Origin of the sequence: Pseudoalteromonas sp. S558 (assembly GCF_005886635.1) — a bacterium.
GTDB lineage: Bacteria > Pseudomonadota > Gammaproteobacteria > Enterobacterales > Alteromonadaceae > Pseudoalteromonas > Pseudoalteromonas aliena.
Genome location: NZ_PNDU01000127.1, coordinates 13,864 through 35,773, shown reverse-complemented (window position 1 = coordinate 35,773; position 21,910 = coordinate 13,864). Strand labels below are relative to the sequence as shown.

General features: G+C 37.7%; 20 protein-coding genes. 7 read left to right on the top strand and 13 right to left on the bottom strand.

Annotated elements, in window-relative coordinates:
• Nucleotides 1–137 precede the first annotated feature (137 nt).
• From CWB66_RS10195 to dnaK, 7 genes are all read right to left on the bottom strand, one after another.
• The gene (locus tag CWB66_RS10195; RefSeq protein WP_138585296.1) at nucleotides 138–401 is read right to left on the bottom strand and encodes a CBU_0592 family membrane protein; all 264 of its coding nucleotides are present in this window, start codon (nucleotides 399–401) and stop codon (nucleotides 138–140) included.
• 161 nt (nucleotides 402–562) lie between these two features.
• Complete coding sequence (locus CWB66_RS10190; protein WP_138585295.1) at nucleotides 563–814, bottom strand: hypothetical protein; 252 nt, start codon at nucleotides 812–814, stop codon at nucleotides 563–565.
• A 100-nt stretch (nucleotides 815–914) separates the two neighbouring features.
• Nucleotides 915–1,292: a response regulator gene (locus CWB66_RS10185; RefSeq protein WP_138585294.1), complete on the bottom strand. Its 378-nt coding sequence runs from the start codon at nucleotides 1,290–1,292 to the stop codon at nucleotides 915–917.
• A gap of 106 nt (nucleotides 1,293–1,398) precedes the next feature.
• On the bottom strand, nucleotides 1,399–1,803 hold the full coding sequence (locus tag CWB66_RS10180; RefSeq protein WP_077535128.1) for a DUF1761 domain-containing protein: 405 nt from the start codon (nucleotides 1,801–1,803) through the stop codon (nucleotides 1,399–1,401).
• A 95-nt stretch (nucleotides 1,804–1,898) separates the two neighbouring features.
• Nucleotides 1,899–2,360 (bottom strand): Cys-tRNA(Pro) deacylase, encoded by a 462-nt coding sequence (gene ybaK / locus CWB66_RS10175; protein ID WP_138585293.1) that lies wholly within the window; start codon nucleotides 2,358–2,360, stop codon nucleotides 1,899–1,901.
• Between the two features lie 97 nt (nucleotides 2,361–2,457).
• Nucleotides 2,458–3,597, bottom strand: a complete 1,140-nt coding sequence (gene dnaJ, locus CWB66_RS10170; RefSeq protein ID WP_077535126.1) for a molecular chaperone DnaJ — start codon at nucleotides 3,595–3,597, stop codon at nucleotides 2,458–2,460.
• Between the two features lie 202 nt (nucleotides 3,598–3,799).
• Complete coding sequence (gene dnaK, locus CWB66_RS10165) at nucleotides 3,800–5,716, bottom strand: molecular chaperone DnaK (protein ID WP_077535125.1); 1,917 nt, start codon at nucleotides 5,714–5,716, stop codon at nucleotides 3,800–3,802.
• Between the two features lie 240 nt (nucleotides 5,717–5,956).
• On the opposite strand from dnaK, the gene CWB66_RS10160 reads away from it, so the two are divergent.
• Nucleotides 5,957–6,772 (top strand): thioesterase family protein, encoded by an 816-nt coding sequence (locus CWB66_RS10160; RefSeq protein ID WP_077535124.1) that lies wholly within the window; start codon nucleotides 5,957–5,959, stop codon nucleotides 6,770–6,772.
• A gap of 186 nt (nucleotides 6,773–6,958) precedes the next feature.
• Here CWB66_RS10160 and CWB66_RS10155 read toward each other — a convergent pair whose 3' ends face one another.
• Nucleotides 6,959–7,705, bottom strand: a complete 747-nt coding sequence (locus CWB66_RS10155) for a type 2 periplasmic-binding domain-containing protein (RefSeq protein ID WP_138585292.1) — start codon at nucleotides 7,703–7,705, stop codon at nucleotides 6,959–6,961.
• 255 nt (nucleotides 7,706–7,960) lie between these two features.
• Here CWB66_RS10155 and CWB66_RS10150 point away from each other — a divergent pair, with 255 nt between their 5' ends.
• Genes CWB66_RS10150 through CWB66_RS10140 form a run of 3 tightly spaced genes read left to right on the top strand, consistent with a single transcriptional unit; the run spans nucleotide 7,961 to nucleotide 11,387 of the window.
• Nucleotides 7,961–9,127 (top strand): paraquat-inducible protein A, encoded by a 1,167-nt coding sequence (locus CWB66_RS10150; protein ID WP_252371737.1) that lies wholly within the window; start codon nucleotides 7,961–7,963, stop codon nucleotides 9,125–9,127.
• Nucleotides 9,124–10,779, top strand: a complete 1,656-nt coding sequence (pqiB, locus tag CWB66_RS10145) for an intermembrane transport protein PqiB (protein ID WP_138585290.1) — start codon at nucleotides 9,124–9,126, stop codon at nucleotides 10,777–10,779. The genes CWB66_RS10150 and pqiB overlap by 4 nt, the downstream gene beginning before the upstream one ends.
• The gene (locus tag CWB66_RS10140) at nucleotides 10,779–11,387 is read left to right on the top strand and encodes a PqiC family protein (protein ID WP_138585289.1); all 609 of its coding nucleotides are present in this window, start codon (nucleotides 10,779–10,781) and stop codon (nucleotides 11,385–11,387) included. The genes pqiB and CWB66_RS10140 overlap by 1 nt, the downstream gene beginning before the upstream one ends.
• Before the next feature lie 4 nt (nucleotides 11,388–11,391).
• On the opposite strand, the gene CWB66_RS10135 is transcribed toward CWB66_RS10140, so the two are convergent.
• Nucleotides 11,392–11,910 (bottom strand): GNAT family N-acetyltransferase, encoded by a 519-nt coding sequence (locus CWB66_RS10135; protein WP_138585288.1) that lies wholly within the window; start codon nucleotides 11,908–11,910, stop codon nucleotides 11,392–11,394.
• Between the two features lie 324 nt (nucleotides 11,911–12,234).
• On the opposite strand from CWB66_RS10135, the gene CWB66_RS10130 reads away from it, so the two are divergent.
• A complete protein-coding gene (locus CWB66_RS10130; RefSeq protein WP_138585287.1) occupies nucleotides 12,235–13,617 on the top strand; it encodes a Na+/H+ antiporter NhaC family protein in 1,383 nt (460 codons plus the stop codon).
• Nucleotides 13,618–13,717: 100 nt separating this feature from the next.
• On the opposite strand, the gene CWB66_RS10125 is transcribed toward CWB66_RS10130, so the two are convergent.
• Nucleotides 13,718–16,600, bottom strand: a complete 2,883-nt coding sequence (locus CWB66_RS10125; protein WP_138585286.1) for an insulinase family protein — start codon at nucleotides 16,598–16,600, stop codon at nucleotides 13,718–13,720.
• Between the two features lie 367 nt (nucleotides 16,601–16,967).
• A complete protein-coding gene (locus CWB66_RS10120; protein WP_138585285.1) occupies nucleotides 16,968–17,714 on the bottom strand; it encodes a peptidylprolyl isomerase in 747 nt (248 codons plus the stop codon).
• A gap of 238 nt (nucleotides 17,715–17,952) precedes the next feature.
• Here CWB66_RS10120 and CWB66_RS22230 point away from each other — a divergent pair, with 238 nt between their 5' ends.
• Entirely contained in the window at nucleotides 17,953–18,123 is a 171-nt protein-coding gene (locus tag CWB66_RS22230) for a hypothetical protein (RefSeq protein ID WP_167368296.1), read from the top strand.
• Between the two features lie 92 nt (nucleotides 18,124–18,215).
• Nucleotides 18,216–19,847 carry a bifunctional UDP-sugar hydrolase/5'-nucleotidase UshA gene (gene ushA / locus CWB66_RS10115; protein ID WP_138585284.1) on the top strand — a complete coding sequence of 544 codons (1,632 nt, stop codon included), beginning with the start codon at nucleotides 18,216–18,218 and terminating at the stop codon, nucleotides 19,845–19,847.
• Nucleotides 19,848–20,014: 167 nt separating this feature from the next.
• Here the strand turns inward: ushA and CWB66_RS10110 are convergent, their stop codons facing one another.
• Both CWB66_RS10110 and CWB66_RS10105 read right to left on the bottom strand, forming a co-directional pair.
• Complete coding sequence (locus tag CWB66_RS10110; RefSeq protein WP_138585297.1) at nucleotides 20,015–20,959, bottom strand: hypothetical protein; 945 nt, start codon at nucleotides 20,957–20,959, stop codon at nucleotides 20,015–20,017.
• The gene (locus CWB66_RS10105) at nucleotides 20,952–21,830 is read right to left on the bottom strand and encodes a substrate-binding domain-containing protein (RefSeq protein WP_138585283.1); all 879 of its coding nucleotides are present in this window, start codon (nucleotides 21,828–21,830) and stop codon (nucleotides 20,952–20,954) included. Before CWB66_RS10105 ends, CWB66_RS10110 begins: the two co-directional genes overlap by 8 nt.
• Nucleotides 21,831–21,910 lie beyond the last annotated feature (80 nt).

Genomic DNA, 21,910 nt, shown 5'->3' with positions numbered 1-21,910 from the left:
AACATTAAGCTATAACTATGCAAAAATTTTTGTATCTAGTTGTTCTAAATAAAAAATTTTTAACGACGTTATAGTGCAATTTAATTCGTTAAATTGATCAAAGATTTATGCAGTTTGGTATCAAGCCTTAAAAGTGCTTAATTTTTAGCTGAAGTTGATCTGTTTTTAACGTATTTATATAAACCAATTAATGAAGCCGCAATCCAGAAAATTTCAATCACAAAACTGGCTAAATTAAAGTTATAACAAAGACTAATTAATAATAAAATTGCCCCTGTTAAATTCATCATATTATACATCAAGCTCGTTGGAGATGTTTTACCTAGCTGTAGTAAAAAGAATGAACCAACGACTAAAAAAGTACCTGTCATACCTATGATGTCAAATAAGAGTGCTATCACGAAACTATCCTTTATCCATTTTTAAATAACCCAAAAAACTGGCCCGATCCATGGGGAGGGTATTTTTTCATTCATTGAAACAGCAAAACCGAGGGATCTTATCAGTATGGTAAATTCTAACAAGGCCATATGTCCGCATCGAATGTTTATCAATAACCTGTTTATTTAAATGTCACTTTCCCGCCAATTATTTTATAGGCAGGGGTACCTCGTATTATCGTAACTCTTGCAAAAAAGCGATCACACTGAGGGCAAATACAAGGCTCTTTGGTAAAATCTTTGCTGATCCGCTCTATAAAACACTTAACTAAAGCCCCTTTTCCGCCTTTTCGGTATTTAAATAATGAAGCCCTACAAGCAGAGCAAAAAATATCAACTGTCTTTGTCGGCCCTTTTTTATTAGGTTTAGCCATTTTTCCTCCATTGATTCACAATACTGGCCTCTTTGAGGTCAGTAAGTTTAGAGTAAATAACTATCAATTAAAATTAAAATAGGTATAAGCAAATACAGCATTACTTTTTATTGGCGTCTGCAATAATGAGATTTAGATGATCTGATAATACTTTTAAATTGAATGGTTTAATAATAAAGCCAGAGACTTTAGTTGCAATTATTTCTTTAACAGCTTCACAGCTATCTTCACATGTCACAATTAGAACTGGCAGAGATGCCAGCTTTTCATCATCACGAATTCGTTTAAGTAAAACTTTACCATCCATTTTTGGCATATATAAATCTGTAATGACTAGATCAAAGTGTTGTTGGTGCAGTAAAGTAAACGCTTGGACCCCGTCAGTTGCTTCAACAAGATCGTCAAACTGTAACTTTCTAAGCATATTTATTAATACATGACGTATTAACGGCATATCGTCGACAACCAGTATTTTCATTATTTCACAGCCAATTTTTAAATATTAAACTTTTGTAATATATCGAGTAAAAATACTAACCGTATTAAAAATCAGTAAGCAAATTATTTATATTATATTCATAACGTCATGGCCAAACACCTAAAATAAAGCCCATTAAGGAGAATTGTAAAATAGAAAAGCCGCTATTAATTAAGAATAATTTAGCTGGGCGTTGCTCATATATATAACTCAAACCCAGCGAACTGCTTACCAAAAATAAACCAATAGCGAAACCGGTGCCTATACTTTGAGCTACTCCTGCGTCATTTCCCAAAAAAAGACACAATATAAATGCAGCCGAAAACACACAGGCAAAGCTACCGCCAAATATCCATTTAGGGTTTGCTGATTGCAAATCAAGCTCCGTTAAACCACAGCTTTCTAACCACGCCTGTTTGAACATGATTTTAGAATACCAAATATCACCAAGCATGAACGACGAGAGTGCAGCCACGAGTATTGCAAAATAATTAATATCAGAAAAGTTCATAGATAACACCGAAGCTTTCAACAAGTAGGTTAACTTGACTGTAGTTAACATTCATCAAAGCAGCAAACTCTTAATTGTAACTATGGTTCTCCATACTAAAAATCCTCAAAGCTCGCATTTATTAGCAAAGTTAAGTCCGCAGTTTTTAGCATCACCTCTAAACCACGTTTACCTGCGCTTACATATATATGGGTAAACTGCAGTGCACTGTGATGTATAAATGTTTGCAATCTTTTCTTCTGACCAAGAGGACTCACTCCTCCTAAAATATACCCTGTACTTGCTTGAACTTTTTGTGCTGCTGCCATCGCGACTTTTTTTGTTCTACACAATTTTGCCAATTTTTTTAAATTAACTTGTTGAGATACCGGAGTGATTGCAACGATCAATTCATTCTCAGATGTTTCTAATACAAGCGTTTTATATACTTGTTCACTCTTTAAGTTTAACTTTTCAACGGCCTCCTGCCCATAATGACTATTGCTCGTATCATGTTCATAACTTAGCAGTTCAAAAGAGATTTTTTGCTTTTTGAGTAACGCTATTGCTGGTGTCATAATATTTAATGGTGTTTTTATTTACAGTAACAAAAATTATATTTAAAGCAAAAAAAACGACGCTAAAAAGCGTCGTTTTTATTTACTTAACGTAAAATTATTTAGTTAAATCATCAAAAAACTTTTTAACACCATCAAAAAAACCTTGCTCTTTAGGGCGGTTTTTCGAACTATCTGTACCCATGCTTTCATCTAATTCAGTCAGTAATTCACGTTGACGTTCGTTAAGATTAACTGGCGTTTCAATGACTACTTTACAAATTAAATCGCCTTGAGCACCACTGCGTACTGACTTAACCCCTTTACCACGCATACGAAACATTTTACCCGTTTGCGTTTCAGAAGGTATTTTAAGTTTTGCACGACCATCAAGCGTTGGCACTTCAATTTCGCCACCAAGACCTGCTGTCGTAAAGCTAATTGGCACTTCACAGTATAAATTATTAGCTTCGCGCACAAATATTTTATGTTCTCGTACCGACACCTGTACATACAGATCACCCGCCGGAGCACCATGCATTCCAGCTTCGCCTTCGCCCGTTAAGCGTATACGATCGCCTGTATCAACACCGGCTGGAATTTTAACTGAAAGCGTTTTGGTTTTTTCTACGCGACCTTGACCGTGACACTTATTACAAGGATCTGAAATAATCTGACCTTGCCCCTGACACGTTGGACAGGTCTGCTGAACAGCAAAGAAACCTTGGCGCATTTGCACTTGGCCAGCACCATGACACGTAGTACATGTTTTAGGTTTAGAACCTGCTTTAGCACCACTGCCATCACACGGCTCACAACCAACCCATGTTGGCACTTTAATTTCAACTTCTTTACCACGAACAGCTTCTTCTAAGCTTAAGTCCATGTTGTAACGTAAGTCGGAACCACGTTGCTGACGAGATTGACGTCGACCACCGCCGCCACCAAAAATATCGCCAAATACGTCGCCAAATACATCACCAAAGTCGCCATGTCCGCCACCAAAACCACCGTGACCTCCACCGCCACCTTGTTCAAAGGCTGCATGACCATGTTGGTCATACATTTGACGTTTTTGATCATCGGTTAATATTTCGTATGCTTCTTTAACTTCTTTAAATTTTATTTCGAGATCTTTATCGCCTGCGGTACGATCTGGATGATATTTCATCGCTAAGCGTTTATACGCTTTTTTTATGTCTCGCTCACTCGCATCTTTGCTTACGCCGAGGACTTCGTAATAATCGCGTTTTGACATATCTATCACACTACTCTTTTCTGTTTGCAACGTAAGCTGCTGGATAAACCGATAAATCGCATCGATTTATCATTGAATTTTTGAACCTTAAACACATGCAAAAGGCGCGACAAGCTATTGCTCGCGCGCCTCAATTGTTCATCCTAACCTAAACATCTAACGTAGTTAAGTGTTTTTGGTTAGCAAGAAGCGGTAGCAACAATTATTTGTCGTCTTTCACTTCTTCAAACTCTGCATCAACAACGTCGTCATCTTGCTTAGCTGATTGCTGTTGTTCGCCTGCATCTGCTGAACCTTGCTGCGCTTTCGCTTGTGCAATTTCCATCAGTTTTTGAGATTTTTCAGCAAGCGCTTGCGTTTTAGCTTCAATCTCTTCTTTATTGTCGCTCTTAATTGCAGCTTCTAAATCTACAACAGCCGCTTCAATCGCTTCTTTGTCTTCGCTTGGTAATGCATCACCCGCTTCTTCGATTTGCTTACGCGTACCGTGAACTAAAGCATCAGCTTGGTTACGAGCAGCAACAAGTTCTTCAAACTTTTTATCGTCTTCAGCATGTGCTTCTGCATCACGAACCATCGCTTCAATCTCGTCATCGCTTAAACCAGAAGATGCTTGAATCGTGATTTTTTGCTCTTTACCTGTATCTTTGTCTTTAGCAGATACATGTAAGATACCATCGGCATCAACATCAAATGTTACTTCAATTTGCGGTGTACCACGTTGTGCTGGACGAATACCTTCTAGGTTAAATTGACCTAGAGATTTATTGTCGCTTGAACGTTTACGCTCACCTTGAAGTACATGAATTGTTACAGCAGATTGGTTATCTTCAGCTGTTGAGAACGTTTGCGATTTCTTAGTAGGAATCGTCGTGTTTTTCTCAATCAATGCCGTCATTACTGAACCCATAGTCTCAATACCTAGAGATAATGGAGAAACGTCTAGTAATAGTACATCTTTAACGTCACCAGCAAGTACACCGCCTTGAATCGCTGCGCCTACGGCTACTGCTTCATCAGGGTTAACATCTTTACGAGGTTCTTTACCGAAGAACTCTGCAACGATTTTTTGTACTAAAGGCATACGTGTTTGACCACCAACAAGAATAATGTCGTTGATGTCGCTTACTGATAAATCTGCATCAGCAAGTGCACGTTTAAGTGGTTCAATTGTTTTAGTTACTAAATCTTCAACTAAAGACTCAAGCTTAGCGCGTGTTAGTTTCACGTTCATGTGCTTAGGGCCAGATGCATCAGCAGTTACATACGGAAGATTTACTTCTGTAGACTGTGCAGATGAAAGTTCAATTTTTGCTTTTTCAGCAGCTTCTTTAACACGTTGCATTGCAAGCGGATCATTTTTTAAATCTAAGCCTTGATCTTTCTTGAATTCAGCTACTAAGTAGTTGATTACACGGTTATCGAAATCTTCACCACCTAAGTGAGTGTCGCCGTTTGTAGCAAGTACTTCAAAAGTGTGCTCACCTTCAACTTCATCAATTTCAATAATTGATAAATCGAAAGTACCGCCACCTAAGTCATATACTGCAACTACGTTTTCGCCACGGTTTTTATCCATACCGTAAGCAAGTGCCGCAGCCGTTGGCTCATTGATAATACGTTTAACTTCAAGGCCCGCAATACGACCAGCATCTTTCGTTGCTTGACGTTGTGAATCGTTAAAGTATGCAGGTACTGTGATTACGGCTTCTGTTACTTCTTCACCTAAGAAGTCTTCAGCTGTTTTTTTCATTTTTTTCAGTACTTCAGCAGAAATTTGTGGTGCAGCGCGTTTTTCGCCGCCCGCTTCTACCCATGCATCGCCATTGTCGGCTTTAATGATTTTAAACGGCATGATGCCGATGTCACGTTGAACTTCTTCGTCTTCAAAACGACGACCAATTAAACGCTTAATTGCAAACAAGGTATTTGTCGGGTTAGTAACCGCTTGACGTTTAGCAGATTGACCTACTAATGTTTCACCGTCTTGCGTATAAGCAATGATAGACGGGGTTGTGCGATCGCCTTCCGCGTTTTCAATAACACGTGCTTTGCCACCATCAAGTACTGCAACACAAGAGTTTGTAGTACCTAAGTCAATTCCGATAATTTTACCCATGAAATTTCTCCAACTTCAATATTCGTTAATACGTTCGATGACTAGTAAATAGGGTTGCTGCAAACTTATTTCAACTGTAAAAATGAAAAAAAACTCATTTTTTTTAATTTATTTACAAAATGACCTTAATAATTGTAAGGAATGATGATTTTTACACCGCTTGGACTGCTTTTAATTACTGGTCTGACTAGTTTTGTTATGTTATAAATTTATTAAATCGCACTTTAAAAGGACACCTTTATGCATTTTGAACAATTACTTGAGCAAGCAGCAAAGATAGGCAACACTAAAAACACTGAGCAATTAATATCTACGATGCAGTTCCCAGAAAACTGGTGTCAGGGCAGAACCGCATTCGGCGGGCTTTCAGCTGCGCTGTTATATCAAGCAATAAGAGGTAAAGTAACAGACGATCGTCGACTGCTTTCACTCAGCACCAATTTTGTAGGGCCATTACTTGCCGATACCCCTTTTTCTTTATCCGTAGAAATACTTCGACAAGGTAAAAGCAGCACGCAGGTGTTAGCTAAAGCAATTCAAAATGAACAAGTATGCGTAATAGTGCAGGCATGTTTTGCCAAAAGTAGGGAGTCTGCTATTAACGTTCCCGTCTCAAAATCAATTAGTTTGAAACCCGTTGATGAACGCTACACATTACCTTTTATAAAAGATCAGATGCCTGAGTTTTTTCAACATGTTGATTTGTGCCCACAACAAGGCGGCATGCCATTTAGTAGTGCAGAAACTTCTCACTTAGGTGGCTGGATGCGCTTTAAGCACACCCCAAAGCAAATTACAGAGGCCCATGTAATTGCATTGACTGATGCTTGGCCGCCAACACTTTTACAAATGTTTAAACAACCCGCTCCGGCAAGTAGCATGTCATGGTATTTGGAGTTTGTGCAAGAGCCAAACTTAGCACCTGGTGAATGGCTTGGCTTTGAAGCTATTACGCATCATTCAAAAGATGGTTACGGCTTAGAAGATGGTTGTATATGGTCACAATCAGGTGAGTTAATCGCTCTTACGCGCCAAACAGTGGCGTTATTTGACTAAAAACACACAGCCTGTTTATCTTTCGAGGTTATATTCGCAGCAGGCTGTTTGGCATTCAAGTCCTATGATGTAGCTACTCCACATAAGTGGTTGATAAAGAAGAGCAAATGACAAACATGCGCTGTCCCTTGGGTTCAATCCACAAAGATCAACACGCCCTAATACAACCAGCGTAATTAACTTTTATTAGTTTGAAATTTCAGGGTTTTGTGCATATTGCGCTTCAAGGTTTACTAAAATACTGTGGTATTGGCCATTTTTAATAATATTGGCCAATCCCTCATCAAATATCTCTTGTAAAACTTTACTATTAAAATAAGCTGGTCGTGGCGCTTCTGGGAATATCGAATGAATTGCAACGTGCGATGTTTTATTGGTTTGTCGATACTCATTTAAATAGTATAAGAATATACGTTTATCTAAAATAATTGTGTCTACCCATCCTTTCATTAGATGATCTACCTGTGCTCTTTGATTTATCACCTCCTCATAAGAGCCAACCTTATACAAAGCCAACTTAAATGAATGCGGTAAGTAGGCTGGCGCATGTTGAAACGCCAATACACTTTTTCCTGACAAATCATACACAGAATTAATCGTATAGTTATTTTTGAGCAGGCTTACAACCACATTTTGATAATTCAAAATACGCTTGCTGAGATAAATACCAGGTAAATAAAAGTTAGAATGATTCATTGCCACATCGACAGCACCATTATTTAACTGATACTCCGCGCGTTTATTCGACATATATTCTATTGAAATATTATTGATACCTTGATTTTTAAATGCGGCTTTAATAATTTCTAATTGAATACCGGAATCATTTTTTTGCATTACATAGGGAGCAACAAAAGGACTGACAGCGACAATTATATTATCAGACTTTTTTACGCTATCTGACTGTGCTAAAGCCTGTATTTTAGTGCTCATTAACAGAGCCAAAATTATCAATAGGTTTTTCACTGTCGATCCTTTGTATTTTTAAGCATATAAAATATTTTTAAACGAGTCTTCATCCACAGTACAATTGAATTTTTGAACTGACTATTGATTGAACTAGTTTGTATTTACACTCAATTTATAGCAAAATTAAATCACTCTACTTAGCATTAGGCTCACACATTGCAAACAGTATGCCCTTGTTGCGACCTAATTATAGATATACCTCGCATAATCGCAAAGCAAATGGCGCTATGTCCGCATTGCCACCATAAACTTTGTCAAGCTGATGTGAATAACGATAGCCGCATTGTAGCCCTCAGTTTTAGTGCTTTATTAATGCTGCTAAGCAGTATGTTTTACCCTTTTATTTCTTTTAGTAGCAGTGGAATAACGCAAACGATTACCCTGCCCGACGCGGCCCGCATTTTATTTAACTATGACAGTGAACTACTTGGTCTATTTATTGATTTGAGCATTATTGCCCTACCAATGGCTTTATTGCTTATTTTAATACCTTTGCATCTTGGGCTCTTAAATACTCTCCCAGAGGGTATTGCCAGACGGCTATTAAAATTTACCCTTGCGTTAGAGCCTTGGATTATGTCGGAAATATTTTTGATCGGTGTGCTGGTAAGCATGGTTAAGATTATGTCGTTGGCCGATATTAGCTTTGGTACAAGTTTCTGGGCGTACGTATGCTTTGTAATTTTGTATATAGCCGCGCTTGCTCATTTAAACCGACCACGTTTATGGGCGCAAATAAAACCAGTAAAAATACTTACAGGAGCTGAACATGCAAAACGCGCAATTGATGAAAATATTAAAGCGTGCCATGTGTGTCATCAGCTATGTACAAGTAATATTTGTCAGCGCTGTCACACTAAAACATATGTACGAAATCCATATAGCGTGCAAAAAGCCGTCGCTTGGTTAATAACCTCTGTTGTGTGCTACATTCCAGCTAATATTTTACCTATAATGCACACCACAAGCTTAGGTGATGAGTCTCCTTCCACATTAGTTGGTGGTGTAATCACACTGTGGAAAAGTGGCTCGTACCCTATCGCCGCTATTATATTTTTAGCCAGTGTGGTTGTGCCACTAGCAAAAGCATTCGTTCTAAGCTTTTTATGCTTTATGGTGACACGGCCAGCAAACAGGCACACGAAAGGGTATACCCGCATTTATCAACTAACTGAATTCATAGGTAAATGGTCTATGATAGATGTATTCGTCGTCGCTATTTTAGTTGCCTTGGTTCAATTAGGTAATTTAATGTCGGTAACCCCAGGATTAGGCATTGTATTCTTTACGGTTATGGTAATATGCCAAATGATGGCAGCGCATGCCTTTGACCCCCGTTTATTGTGGGATTCACCTAAAAATAAAACCTCAGAGAACAAAGCATGACCGAGATTGCTGAAGTAACAAAAGAACCAAAAATTTCCGCTATCTGGATCATTCCTGCAATTGCGCTATTAGTGGGCATGTGGATGTTATACCAATACCAAGCTAATAAAGGCCCTACAATTTTTATCGAAATGCCACAAGCAGAAGGCATTATTGCTGGCAAAACAGAAATAAAAGTTCGCAGTGTAAAAATAGGCCAAATTGATCATGTTCGTTTATCCGACACTCAAGACAGCGTCATAGCAAGCGCTCAAATAGATAAAAATTATAATAACTTGTTGACTGACGACGCTAAAATCTGGGTTGTAAAACCCCGTATAGATGAAACCGGCATCAGTGGCATGAGTACACTTTTATCGGGGGTTTACTTAGAGTTTTCACCTGGTGAAAGTAAAAACGTGAAACGTACTTTCACATTACAAGATGAGCCTGCTTTAATTGGCAAAGATGTTAAGGGCGGGCGCTTTAAGCTCCTTAGTTATAATGCCGAAGTACTGGATGTAAGTACGGGAATATTTTTTAAAAACTATAAAATAGGCCAAATAGAGACCGCTGTATTTGATTGGGAAAATCAAGCAATGAAATACGGTGTATTTATTAATGCACCTTATCAAAACTTGATCACAACAAACTCCATCTTTTGGGTAAATGCAGGCATTCAAATTGACCTATCTGCCGATGGCATCAATATTAATACAGGCTCGTTAAGTAAACTTTTAAAAGGCGGTATATCGGTTGGTTTACCTGAACAACAAGCCCCAGGTGAAATAGCTCAGGATGACCATAGCTTTTCATTGAGCCAAAGCTATAAAGAGGCACTTGAAGAGCGTTTTTATGATTTTGATTACTTCCTCATTGAGTTTGAGCAATCAGTACGCGGTCTACGCTCTGGTGCGCCTGTTGAGTATCGAGGTATGCGTATTGGTACCGTTGTAGAAGCGCCTGCTAACGTTATTATTAATGGAAAACCTGCTCATTTTAGAAATCACAACACGGCAGTTCCAGTACTCATAAAAGTAGAATACGGACGCTTATATCACGACAGTGCTTCAGCCAAAGAGTTTTGGCGAGGCAGTCTTGATGGCTGGATTGAAAATGGTATGCGCGCTTCGTTAAAACCTGGCAATTTATTAACAGGTGCAGTGTATGTTGATTTTGATATATATCCTGATGCCCCCAAAGCCTATTTAGGTAAACTTGTGCAGTATGATGTTTTTCCAAGTGTGTCGAGCGGTATAACGGTACTCGCAGATCAAGTATCCGATGTACTAAATAAAGTCAATAACTTAAAAATTGAAGATAATCTAGCGCAGATGCAAGCGACATTTACAGACTACCAAGCACTGGCGAATGAAATGCGCGAATTATTGAGCCAAAAAGATACACAAAATTTACCCGGTGACTTTAATCGTAACTTCGAAAAAATGACAAAAAGCATGGTGCAATTTGAAATCACCATGCGCCAATTTGATAAAACAATGGCCAGTTACCAAGCGGGCTCTGAGCTTCATCATCAAATACAGCAAACACTAAAAGAGTTTAAACGTTTAAGCGAAGGGCTGCAGCCATTGACTCGTGGCTTAAATGAGCAACCAAATATGCTAATTTTTGATAAGTCATTGCCGGCTGATCCAAAACCAAGGAAGCAATAATGAAATCATTATTTTTAATTACAAGCTTATTGTTACTACTCGCCGGTTGTAGCTCATCAATACAAACCGCGACACAGTATTACCAATTTGAACAACCTATTGGCGAATCATCAAGGAACGTGAGCGAGACAGAGGCGCAATTAAGGATACAAACCGTTGTGCTTAGAGGGGCTTTAAATAACGTGGGTATTGCTATGAAAATAGACAGTAACCAAATTCACGCTGCTAATTACAACTTGTGGGGCGAATCGCCAGATGTGATGTTAACCGCTTCAGCGCAACAAACTCTTTTTACTGCCATGCCGCATTGGATGGTAATAAAAGGGTTGCCGGTTATCACTGAGCTCGAACAGCAAACATTTTATGAACTTGAGTACGAAATACACCACTTTAATGGTGATATGCAAGGCAATGCTGATATTTCGGGGCTTTGGCGTTTGTACTATACACACCCAGAAACTGGACGACGCCTTGTAAGCATTCATAATTTTTCAAATGTAGTGCCTATTGATGATGACGGCTATGACGGTTTGGTGTCAACACTTGAAAAAACATGGCTAAATATTAATCTAGCTGTTGCAAAAAAAATAGAGCACACAAGGCTTTAATTATTTAATCTGAGCTCTGGTTATTTAATAAAAATACGTTAACAGCGGTTTTATCGTTATTAATAACTGCCATACCTACTTTACTAAATCCCAACCTAGCTAACACATTTTGCGATGCCGTGTTGTCTGTTGATGTTATGGCACTCAGCTGTGTTACTCCTAACTCATGTATATTTTGCACAAGTACATTAGCCGCTTCAAAAATATAACCCTTTTTTTCAAAACCGCTTACAAGTGCAAAGCCTAAATCTGGATATTGTAGTGCCGAGCGTTTATAAAGCCCCACGACGCCTACAACAACATCGTTATACAAGGTTATAATGTAAGGCCCAAAGCCTTGATTTTTATGAGCTGCAATAAATGACTGCTCAATATAATCTTTTGCATCATCCAGCGTATAAATTACCTTGTCACCAATGTACTTTATAAAATCAGCCTGATTAACTAATTTTAGTAGCACAGCTGCATCACTTGCATTTGCATGGCGCAACAGTAATCGGTTTGTTTTAAATACAATGTTCAATGTAAGCCCCTCTAAAAAACTTTGTTTAGCATGTAACTTTTTGTTGACTGAAATTAAAAAGCAGATTATTTTTGCGCCGATGTTTTTACAGGCACAACAATAGCGGTTTGCACTCCTTGCACCGTCTGGCGCCAAAGCCAACGCGTTTCACTTAAGCTGCTATTTAACATAACTGTTTATGTGTCCCTCCCTCGCGTACAAAAGCAGTGACTTGGAAGATGATTTAACAACAAACTTATCATCTTCTTTGTTTTTGTATAAGCATGTATAAAAATTAATACTATTTTAATTTTTATACATGCTTTTAATTTTGTGAATACTTAAATGCTTGAACCTTCTGCGTTAAGTTTACTGCCACCGTTGGTGGTAGTTGTATTGGCTGTTGTATTACGCCGCCCTATTTTATCTTTACTTATTGGTGCTTTAGTTGGTTTAGTTATAGCCGATCCTGCACAAGTACTTACTAACTTTGCGAGTACATCGCTAAAAGTGATGACAGACGAAACCATCGGTTGGCTAATACTTGTATGTGGTGGTTTTGGTGCACTCATCGCGTTATTAGTACGTACAGGTGGTGCATCGGCTTTTGGTAAATTAGCCCTTAAATACACCAAAGGCAAACGTTCATCTTTATTTATGACTTTTTGTTTAGGTGTGGTTATTTTTATTGATGACTACTTAAATGCACTTACCGTGGGTGAAACCATGAAACGCATTACTGATAAATTTAAGGTGAGCCGCGAGATGCTTGCTTATGTTGTTGACTCTACTGCCGCTCCAATTTGTGTACTTGTCCCTTTATCTACCTGGGCGGTTTTTTTTGGTGGCTTACTTGTAGATAATGGTATTGCAGAAGAAGGCAAAGGGATTGCAGTTTATATCCAAGCCATACCGTATATGTTTTATGCGTGGTTTGCAGTGCTTGTTGTTTTACTTGTTGTGCTGGGTGTTATTCCTGCGATTGGCCCAATGAAAAAAGCAGAGCAAATGGCGCAAATTGAGCAAGCTCAAGTTGACCCGGCCCAATACAATGACGTTCAAACAGCGGATGAATATGCAGTAAAAGCCGTAGAAGAGAACTTTGAAGATGCCGACCCTAAAGGTAAATTACGTAACTTTTTGGTGCCGATTATTTTACTGGTTGCATTTACTGTTTACTTTGAAATAGACGTATACAAAGGCTTATTAGCAACAATGGCGGTCACTCTCCCGTTTTATGCTCTACAAAAATTAATGAGCGTAAGTGAAATGATTGAACGCATGCTTGATGGCTTTAAAAGTATGATCCCCGCGATTGGTACTGTTATAGCGGCGTTTATATTTAAAGATGTATGCGACTTAATTGGCTTACCTCAGTTTGTTATTGGCAGTCTAAGCCCTTATATGACCGCTGCATATTTACCAGCCGTGGTATTTATTTCAATGGCTATTTTAGCGTTTGCAACAGGGTCTAGCTGGGGTATTTTTGCTGTATCAATTCCGATTGTTATGCCATTGGCAAATGCAGTTGATGCAAACATACCACTGGTCATTGGTGCGCTATTATCGGCTTCTTCTTTTGGTAGCCAAGCGTGTTTTTACTCAGATTCAACCGTACTCGCAGCGCAAGGTTCTGGTTGTAATTTAATGAGCCATGCCGTTACACAGCTGCCATATACACTGATTGCTGCGGCATTAGCTGTTATAGGCTTTTTAATGATGGCTTAAATTATACCAACTTTATTAAAACATGATCATTTTATCGCATTAAATAAAACCCCAATGTAGTAATACATTGGGGTTTTATTTTTAGCTACATAAATAAAGCTTATTTTTGTAGTTTAATACCATTGTAATAGGCATCAAGCGTTGTGATTTTAGTTTGATTTGGTAAATTGGCAAAGTCACTTTCGATAAACTTAGTCCCGCGTAATTGAACATTTAAACGTGCAGCATTAGGATTAAGCATGGTTTGCTTGTAGTAGTCTTTTATATCAGCAAGCGTTACTTTTTCAACTTCATTAATCAGCTTTTGCTTAGAATCAAAGTTAAAATTTTCACGATACCAATCACTTATAAGCGGGCCCATTTCATCACTTAGGTTTTTAGGTTGCTCTTTGAGGGATACAAGCGTTGCGTTTTTAAGTTGTGCAAAGGTTTCTTCAGTCATGTTATCTAGCTCAACTGCGTATTCTTTTTTAAACTTATCAAACCTAGCTTGAATCTCTTTTGGCCCTTTAACCGGCGTTTGAATAAATAAACCAATTGCTGAGTACTCTTCAATTGGGCGCGCCAATGCCCCAACTGCGTATGCAAGTTGCTCTTCAGTACGCATTTTATCAAATGCGATAGTGCTAAAATGGCCTTGTAATATTGCAGCCTGTGCTTTTTGTTTGTAGCCCGGTGTTGGATTTATTGTCATGTCAACGACGGCAACATCAGCTACATCAATGTCTTTTTGCAATACCAATGCTTCACCTAGTTGTGGCAACCACGCTTTACTGCGAACAAAGTCAGTATGCTTATGATTGTTAGGTAAAACAGCAGCTAGCTCACCTGCTATTGCATCAATGTCTTGCTGGTTATAATTTCCGTAACTAAATACACGTAAATCATTATTTGCTAATGTGCTTTGTTTTAACTCATTAAAGTCTGTTAAGGTAAGCGAATCTGCCGTTTTAATAAGCTCATCTGTGTCAAAGCTGCCAGTACGAATTAATTTTGAATATTCACCAAAAGCTTGTGCGTATGGAAACTGCTTTTGTTCATTTAATAAATCTCGCTTAAAACGGTCAATAGCTTGGTTGAAAGCTTGCGCTGTAATATCACTATTTAGACCACTCAATGCTTGTTTTAGAAGAATATTTTGCTTATCCGTAAAACCACTCATCGATAAAACAAGTCCGTTGCTTGGCACAAGACTCACGCTCATACCCGCGACAGCTGCTTCAGTGCTTAGCTGGCTTTGTTGAATATTGTACAAATCAGCCCAAACAGAATACAAAACTTCCGCCTTAATATCGCTCAAACCAGATTCTGTATTTATGTACACCTCAACCAAACCTTTTGGTTGTTCAGCAAATTTTTGACTTGCTTGGCGCCATACTTTTACACCATTTTTATCGTAAGCCAACTCAGGGTGTTTTTGCTCTTTAAATGCATGCGTTTTGATTGCAAAACTTTCTGGTAATAAATTATTAACGCTTGGTAGTACAAGCTTAAACTCACTTGGTTTTTTCCAGCTGGCGATATCTTGTTCGCCAATATCACTAATACGATATTTACCATCGTAAAAATGTAGCTTCGAATCTGTTTCTTCTTGCTGTGAAATATACCAAATTCGAAGCGTATCGGCATTTAACTGCTCTAGTACTTTATTTACCGCATTAGCATCAAACTTCGCATAATGATAAGGCGCATTAATCGCGTGATTTAAAGGATAATCTTGCATGCTTTGCGTTAGTGCACTGACATAATTAAACTCATCACCTTTTTCTAAAAACTTAAACTGGTTACTGAGTGATGTGCGAATTTCATTAAAGTATTTACTGTCTACGCCTTCACGTTTAATTAAATCGATGTATTGCATGATTGTTGCGACAATCATTTCGCGATTTTTCATGCCTTCATCTGTCAGCTCTACATTTACATTTAATGACCCGTAGTTACCATACTGATTAGGTGTTGATGAAGCTGAAAGCTGAGATACCCAGCCTTTGTCGCGAAGCAGTTGCGCTGGGCTACCTGGCATTTCGTTACTTAGTAAATAAGCTACAAAGCGGTTTGGTTTAACTGCAAACTCACTGTTATTATTAGCAATAGTAAAATCAAGTTGTAGCTGTTTTACATCTTCATTTGGCGCATAAAACACACGTTTACCGCCTGCGTTATCAAAATCAAGTTTTGTTGTTACTGTTGGTTTGTCGATGTTTTTATTTTCTATATCAGCAAAGTATTTTTGTGCTTTTTGCTCCATTTCACTTATCGTTAAATTTGAAATAAGCGCAACTTTCATAATATTTGCAGAGTAATATTTATTATAAAAATCAACTGTTTCTTTATGAAGCGAGCTCCCTTCTTTGTCGCCTAATGTTTCTAAGTTACCAATTAAAAAACGATTAGCTGGGTGTTCACCCATCATTTTACGGGCTAATTTAAACTGCCCAAAGAAGTCCATTTCGCGGCGCATTGACCACTCAGCATTTACTGCATTTTTTTCTTTATCTGTGTACTCAGGGTATAACTTAGGTGTTTTAAAAAAATCAGCAAAACGATCTAGCCCTTCATCAAACGCATCGTTATTAACTTTAAACATGTAATTTGTAATATCAAGCCATGTGTACGCATTGTGCGCACCACCATTCTTGGTCATAAAATCAGAATACCCTTTGGTATCAGGGTAGCGATCAGTGCCTAAAAACAACATATGTTCTAAATAGTGTGCCATTCCCTGTTGCGACATAGGATCGTGCAACAAGCCAACACCGACACTCAGTGAAGCTGCTGATTTTTCTGCGCTTGGGTCTGAAACTAAAATAACTTCAATATCGTTAGCTAGCTTAAGGGTTTTGTATTGACGATTATCATTCGGGCTAACAACTAGCGTGTCTGACAATAAAGCAGCCTGTGGTGCTTGAGAGGTAGGAGACGTATTCGAGCAACCGCTTAAAACAGCAAGTGCTATGGCGCTAAAGCCAATAATTTTTTTCATTTTTTTTCCATTTTAAGATAATAAAAATAAATAGCTAATTTAATATGTTTAAGGTCTAAGGCTGATAATGCCTCTAGTAATCGCATTATAAAAGACTGTAGTCACAGTCAAATGCAGACTTAATACTTAAATCTATGTGTTTAAATTAACATTATCACCTAACAACAAGCCACTAAATACCATATAGTTATGTAACATATTGTAAAAATGAATACGACGGTGTGATGAGGGGATAATTTTGGCTCAAAAAATACATTACTGCTCTATAGCTATTCTTTATAGAGGGAATGGTAGAAAATATTAGTAAGGATCATCGCAAACATACAATACAAGTTTTATGAGCGACTTTAAAGTCGCTCATAAGTATTTACTTAACCCGCTCTAATCTAGGTAATACAAGAAAGAAGGCACCTAAAATCCACGCCAGACTACCACTTGAACTGCTATTTGAAGACGATGTGTCTTTTTTAATTAAGGTATTTACTACAGCAGTTAAACCTTGTGATGAATCAGGATCATCATTTACGATTGATATACTTTCAATAGATACCAAATTGGCATTACTCATGGTTGCATCACTGCTTGAGCATTGCGCAGCAGTATAATTAACAACTGGTATTTCTTTACAATGAACCAGCGCAGCTATTTTATCAAGCGTCACTTGACTTGCCGCAGTAATTTGCCCAAACACTGTAAAACCACCATTTTGAGTATCTAGTCTTGGGCTACCTGCGCTATTGTCAGCCATATTAAAAAACCACTGGCTTGTCGCACTATTTGCATTGCCTGATTTCTTAGCCATCGCAATAGTGCCTTTAACATTTGAAAACACAGGCTCATTGACAACGGCTGGTTTAACGGTAATTGGGTCTAGTGAATCAGAAAAAGTAAATCCCCCCCCTTGAATTACAAAATTATCTATTGAACGATGGATAACTGTTTGATTGTACGAACCATCGTTAATATAACTTAAAAAATTACTCACTGTTTTAGGGGTTTGCTTATCAAATAAATTGATTTCGATAACACCTTGGCTAGTTTTCATTTCTACAAGAGTTGCGGTACTTGTAAAACTAGCTGTAGCCAATAATGAGCCAAGTAAAATTTTTTTCATGTTGTATTCCTGTTTTTATATTTATTTAGGAGAGTGCTTCATGGGCAGAATAATATCAGCCACTTTAAAAATCGATCTAAAAGCGATAATTAATACAAATCATACCGCATTGATAACAACTTAGTTACATTAATGTTCTTTTTAGTTATACAAAACCACTAATATGTAACTAAATCATCTTTCCCAGTTCAGTACATTTGTTAATATCAATAAAAATAACAAACCATAGAAAATACCTATGTCTGATACAAACCACACAATTTGTGACTTCGGTTTACACAAAGGCCAAGCTTACACAAAATTACCTGCAAGCTTTTTAACATGGATGATAGCGGCTAAACATCACAAAGCAGAGATCGCGAGCAAAGAATTAAAACGAAGAGAGCGTGCTGCCACTAATTGTAATTAAACGAAAAAATAAATAACTACGTTTTTTTAGCATAAAACTAGTTTAAACTACCCACCTAATAAATTGAGTAGACCTTAATCCATAGGTGTTTTATGCGTATAATTATTTTTTTCACGTTTATTTTAAGTGTACTTGGCTGTACATCTTCAACTTTAGATCCTGTATCAAGTTATTCTTCTACTGAATATTTAACAATACTTCATACTAATGATAACCATGGTCGCTTTTGGCATAATGAGAAAGGTGAATATGGAATGGCGGCCCGTAAAACGCTTATCGACTCATTACGTAATGATGCACAAAAACAAGGCCATGCCGTATTACTGTTATCCGGCGGTGACATAAATACCGGCATACCTGAGTCTGACTTACAAAAAGCAGAGCCCGACTTTAAAGGAATGGCGCTAATTGGTTACGATGCAATGGCACTAGGTAATCACGAATTCGATAATCCTATCGCTATATTAAAACAGCAGCAAAAATGGGTTAATTTCCCCTTTCTATCTGCAAACATTTTTGAAAAATCGACTGGTGAACATGCGTTCGACGGTTATAAAATATTTAAAAAAAATGGCTTAACCATCGCTGTGATTGGCCTCACAACAACAGACACAGCCAAAATAGGTAACCCGCAGTACATTGGGCATTTAGAATTTAAAGATCCAGTAGAAATAACAGCGGCCTTAGCAAAAAAAATTAAAGCGCAATACAATCCAGACATCACTATTGCACTTACCCATATGGGCCATTACATAGATGCCCAATTTGGTATTAATGCGCCTGGCGATGTAACGCTAGCTCGCTCATTGCCTGCCAATACTCTTGATATGATAATAGGTGGGCACTCTCAAGAGCCTATTTGTATGGCAGGTAAAAATGTCAACGACGATAATTTTAAGCCAGGTCTTGCCTGTAAACCTGATCAACAAAATGGCACATACATAATGCAAGCCCATGAATGGGGGAAGTATGTGGGTAAAGCTGAGTTTAAACTTGAAAATGGTAAATTAACATTACTTGACTACAAACTTATGCCAGTTAATTTATATGTAGATAAAGTACAAGCTGATGGCTCTACCAAAGCAGTATTAGCAAACGAGTACATTAAACCAGACTCAAAACTTGAATCTTTTTTAGCGGTATATCAAGCTAAAGGCGCTAAACAAATTGAAGGTAAAATAGGCGATGTTGATGCTCGTTTAGAAGGCGACAGAAATAAAGTACGCTATCAACAAACTAACCTAGCACGGGTAATCATTCAGGCACAAATGAATACAGTAGGTGCTGATTTTGGATTAATAAGTGGTGGTGGTATTCGCAGCTCAATTGAAGCTGGGGAAGTAAGTTATAAAGACATTTTAAAAGTGCACCCTTTCAAAAACCGTATCACTTATATGGATTGGCAAGGCAACGACTTATGGAATTATCTAAATGTAGTAACAGCCTTTCCGGCTGATTCTGGTGCTTATTTACAATATCATAAACTATCGTTTGAACGTAAAAATGGGCAACTAATTAAGGTCTCCATTAATGGGCAACCGTTGGACAAAAATAAAATTTATCGCATGAGTCTTAATAGTTACAATGCATCTGGCGGCGATGGATACCCAACGATTACTAAATTGCAAGGCTATGTAAGTACCGATGAAACCGATGCACAAGCACTTAAAAACTTTATTTCTCAAAATAGCCCAATAAAGGCAGCTGAGTATTCACCAAAATAAAGGTATGAATTGCTAAATAAGCTGAGCTCTGGTTGAATGCCAAGCTGCTTAAGCAAAAAGTCTAAGATTGGAAAATCACTCTCTCACGTTATTAAAATTTTACCGACGTTAGAGAGTGATTTTATGCGTTTAATAGCCCAAACACTTAGACAGCTTGTTGGATTTGCTTACTTTCCTATAATTTCAATATGTCCCTTATCTATATTGACTAACCCATAACTATGTAATCGTGAACGTGAACCCTCACCATAGGCCTTTGGTGGATAATAAATATCTTTTTGATCAGGATAGTCATTCAGCACTTCATCAAGTGCAGCGCGAATTTCACTTAATGTTTTTTCAAGGCTACTATTAAAATTAGGCCGCTTTCTTACTGTATGCCCTAATTCAACTAACCGATGAAAATACTTATTTGCCAACTCAACAAGCTCATCTGGCACGTTTTTATTTTGATTAAGGACGCTATCACTATGGCGTTCGCAAAATTCAACAAGAGCCAAATAAAAACATAGAGGCTTATTAGCTAAGGACGTCTGCAAGTCAATGGCATAAGAACTAGAGAGTGTTTTACTGTTAAGGTCAATAATTAGTGAAAGCGGCGCGTGCTCGAAAGCGTCGTTGCTTAAATTTGGATGCTTTGTATTGTGACTACTTTGAACCAAAATCAATTTGAACCACATACTCAAGCATACACTCAATACAAAAAGTATTGTAAATACAATAAAGTGGCGTACTGTTATCACTTTATTTTGCGTATTAAATATAAGTAGAACATACCCATTATTAGCGCGTAAATAACTAACGCTCTCATCTAGCGCTAATTTAACCGTTGATTCACTCGCGGGGGTTATATTTTTAAGTGTTACATTGTTATTAGGTAGCAGACCATTTAACTTTTTAATGTAGTCGTCAATGGCTTCTTTATTACCCACATGTTTCAATAATTTATTAGATAAATCCAGAAGTGGTAAATCAAGTGCAACCTGCTTCTCTATTTCATTGATTCTTAGCTTAACTACATCTTGCTGCTTTTGCTTAGCGGAGATATAAAACACGCTGGAAAACATAGAAAATAAGATCAGGATAAAAACCGGTATAGTCAATTTACTCATCATCCAACTCACCTTTAAAGCTGACGTTTTTAGTCTCGCAGTTCCAGTATGCCTCAACGTCTTGATAATAATGTAGCGCCTGATCTTTAGACATTGCCAATAAGTGTGTTTGAACACTACACAAGAGATCAGTATTTTGTTGCTGCATTTTTAAATACCAACGTGTTCCAGAGACATTATTGCTTAATGGAGTAATGTAGTTTTTTGAAAAACGCTGCGCGTCACTTTCTTTCCAAAACGAAGCAATAATATCTACTTGCCCATTAGCCAGTAAATCGCGGAGCTCGTTGTGCGAACGAGCATACGTAACATCTAAATTGGCTAAGTTAATATCTAATTCTTTAAATGTTTGTTTCGGTAAAATATGCCCAGATCGACTTGTAGGATAATCAAGTAAACCAACTCGCTTATCTAAAAAATACTCTTTTGTTAGACGCGGTTTTTCCCTCGATGAAATAAAAAATGCCGTGTAATCAGCAAACCCAACAACAGGCTGATAGTTATAAGTAGATTCAGCCTTAAACGCGGCCATTATATTATTCTTTGCTAAAATTAAATCTGCAATTCCCTTTCCTACAAACTCAAAACTATCTGCGGTTCTGTAACCCCAGTAACCTATTACTGAGCCGTATTGTTTAGCCACAACGTTATCAGAACACAAGTTTTGTGTTAACGATTTTGCTATTTTTTTTGATTGTGTAAAAACTATCAGTTGACCATTATTACTTGTCGCCGTTGTTTTGCATTCGGTTGAGGTTTCAATCATTACCGGAAAATGTAAGTCATCGTTGTCAACAATAAATTGACCGCATATCCATGTAATGACCAGTAATAGAAACAAAAATGTCACAATTGAAGTTTTTTGCAACATGACTTTTTTTAAATTCAACGAAGTGTTACTCAAAATTAAGTTGTATAACGCATTTGAACAACTTTACTTACTTATTACAA

What these genes read in the sequence shown, in the direction of transcription:
- CWB66_RS10140 (WP_138585289.1), top strand. Translation starts at nt 10,779, where the DNA reads ATGAAATCATTATTTTTAATTACAAGCTTATTGTTACTACTCGCCGGT.
- CWB66_RS10160 (WP_077535124.1), top strand. Translation starts at nt 5,957, where the DNA reads ATGCATTTTGAACAATTACTTGAGCAAGCAGCAAAGATAGGCAACACT.
- dnaJ (WP_077535126.1), bottom strand. Translation starts at nt 3,597, where the DNA reads ATGTCAAAACGCGATTATTACGAAGTCCTCGGCGTAAGCAAAGATGCG.
- ybaK (WP_138585293.1), bottom strand. Translation starts at nt 2,360, where the DNA reads ATGACACCAGCAATAGCGTTACTCAAAAAGCAAAAAATCTCTTTTGAA.
- CWB66_RS10110 (WP_138585297.1), bottom strand. Translation starts at nt 20,959, where the DNA reads ATGAGTAAATTGACTATACCGGTTTTTATCCTGATCTTATTTTCTATG.
- ushA (WP_138585284.1), top strand. Translation starts at nt 18,216, where the DNA reads ATGCGTATAATTATTTTTTTCACGTTTATTTTAAGTGTACTTGGCTGT.
- CWB66_RS10120 (WP_138585285.1), bottom strand. Translation starts at nt 17,714, where the DNA reads ATGAAAAAAATTTTACTTGGCTCATTATTGGCTACAGCTAGTTTTACA.
- dnaK (WP_077535125.1), bottom strand. Translation starts at nt 5,716, where the DNA reads ATGGGTAAAATTATCGGAATTGACTTAGGTACTACAAACTCTTGTGTT.
- CWB66_RS10125 (WP_138585286.1), bottom strand. Translation starts at nt 16,600, where the DNA reads ATGAAAAAAATTATTGGCTTTAGCGCCATAGCACTTGCTGTTTTAAGC.
- CWB66_RS10190 (WP_138585295.1), bottom strand. Translation starts at nt 814, where the DNA reads ATGGCTAAACCTAATAAAAAAGGGCCGACAAAGACAGTTGATATTTTT.
- CWB66_RS10130 (WP_138585287.1), top strand. Translation starts at nt 12,235, where the DNA reads ATGCTTGAACCTTCTGCGTTAAGTTTACTGCCACCGTTGGTGGTAGTT.
- pqiB (WP_138585290.1), top strand. Translation starts at nt 9,124, where the DNA reads ATGACCGAGATTGCTGAAGTAACAAAAGAACCAAAAATTTCCGCTATC.
- CWB66_RS22230 (WP_167368296.1), top strand. Translation starts at nt 17,953, where the DNA reads ATGTCTGATACAAACCACACAATTTGTGACTTCGGTTTACACAAAGGC.
- CWB66_RS10185 (WP_138585294.1), bottom strand. Translation starts at nt 1,292, where the DNA reads ATGAAAATACTGGTTGTCGACGATATGCCGTTAATACGTCATGTATTA.
- CWB66_RS10155 (WP_138585292.1), bottom strand. Translation starts at nt 7,705, where the DNA reads ATGAGCACTAAAATACAGGCTTTAGCACAGTCAGATAGCGTAAAAAAG.
- CWB66_RS10180 (WP_077535128.1), bottom strand. Translation starts at nt 1,803, where the DNA reads ATGAACTTTTCTGATATTAATTATTTTGCAATACTCGTGGCTGCACTC.
- CWB66_RS10105 (WP_138585283.1), bottom strand. Translation starts at nt 21,830, where the DNA reads ATGTTGCAAAAAACTTCAATTGTGACATTTTTGTTTCTATTACTGGTC.
- CWB66_RS10150 (WP_252371737.1), top strand. Translation starts at nt 7,961, where the DNA reads ATGGCGCTATGTCCGCATTGCCACCATAAACTTTGTCAAGCTGATGTG.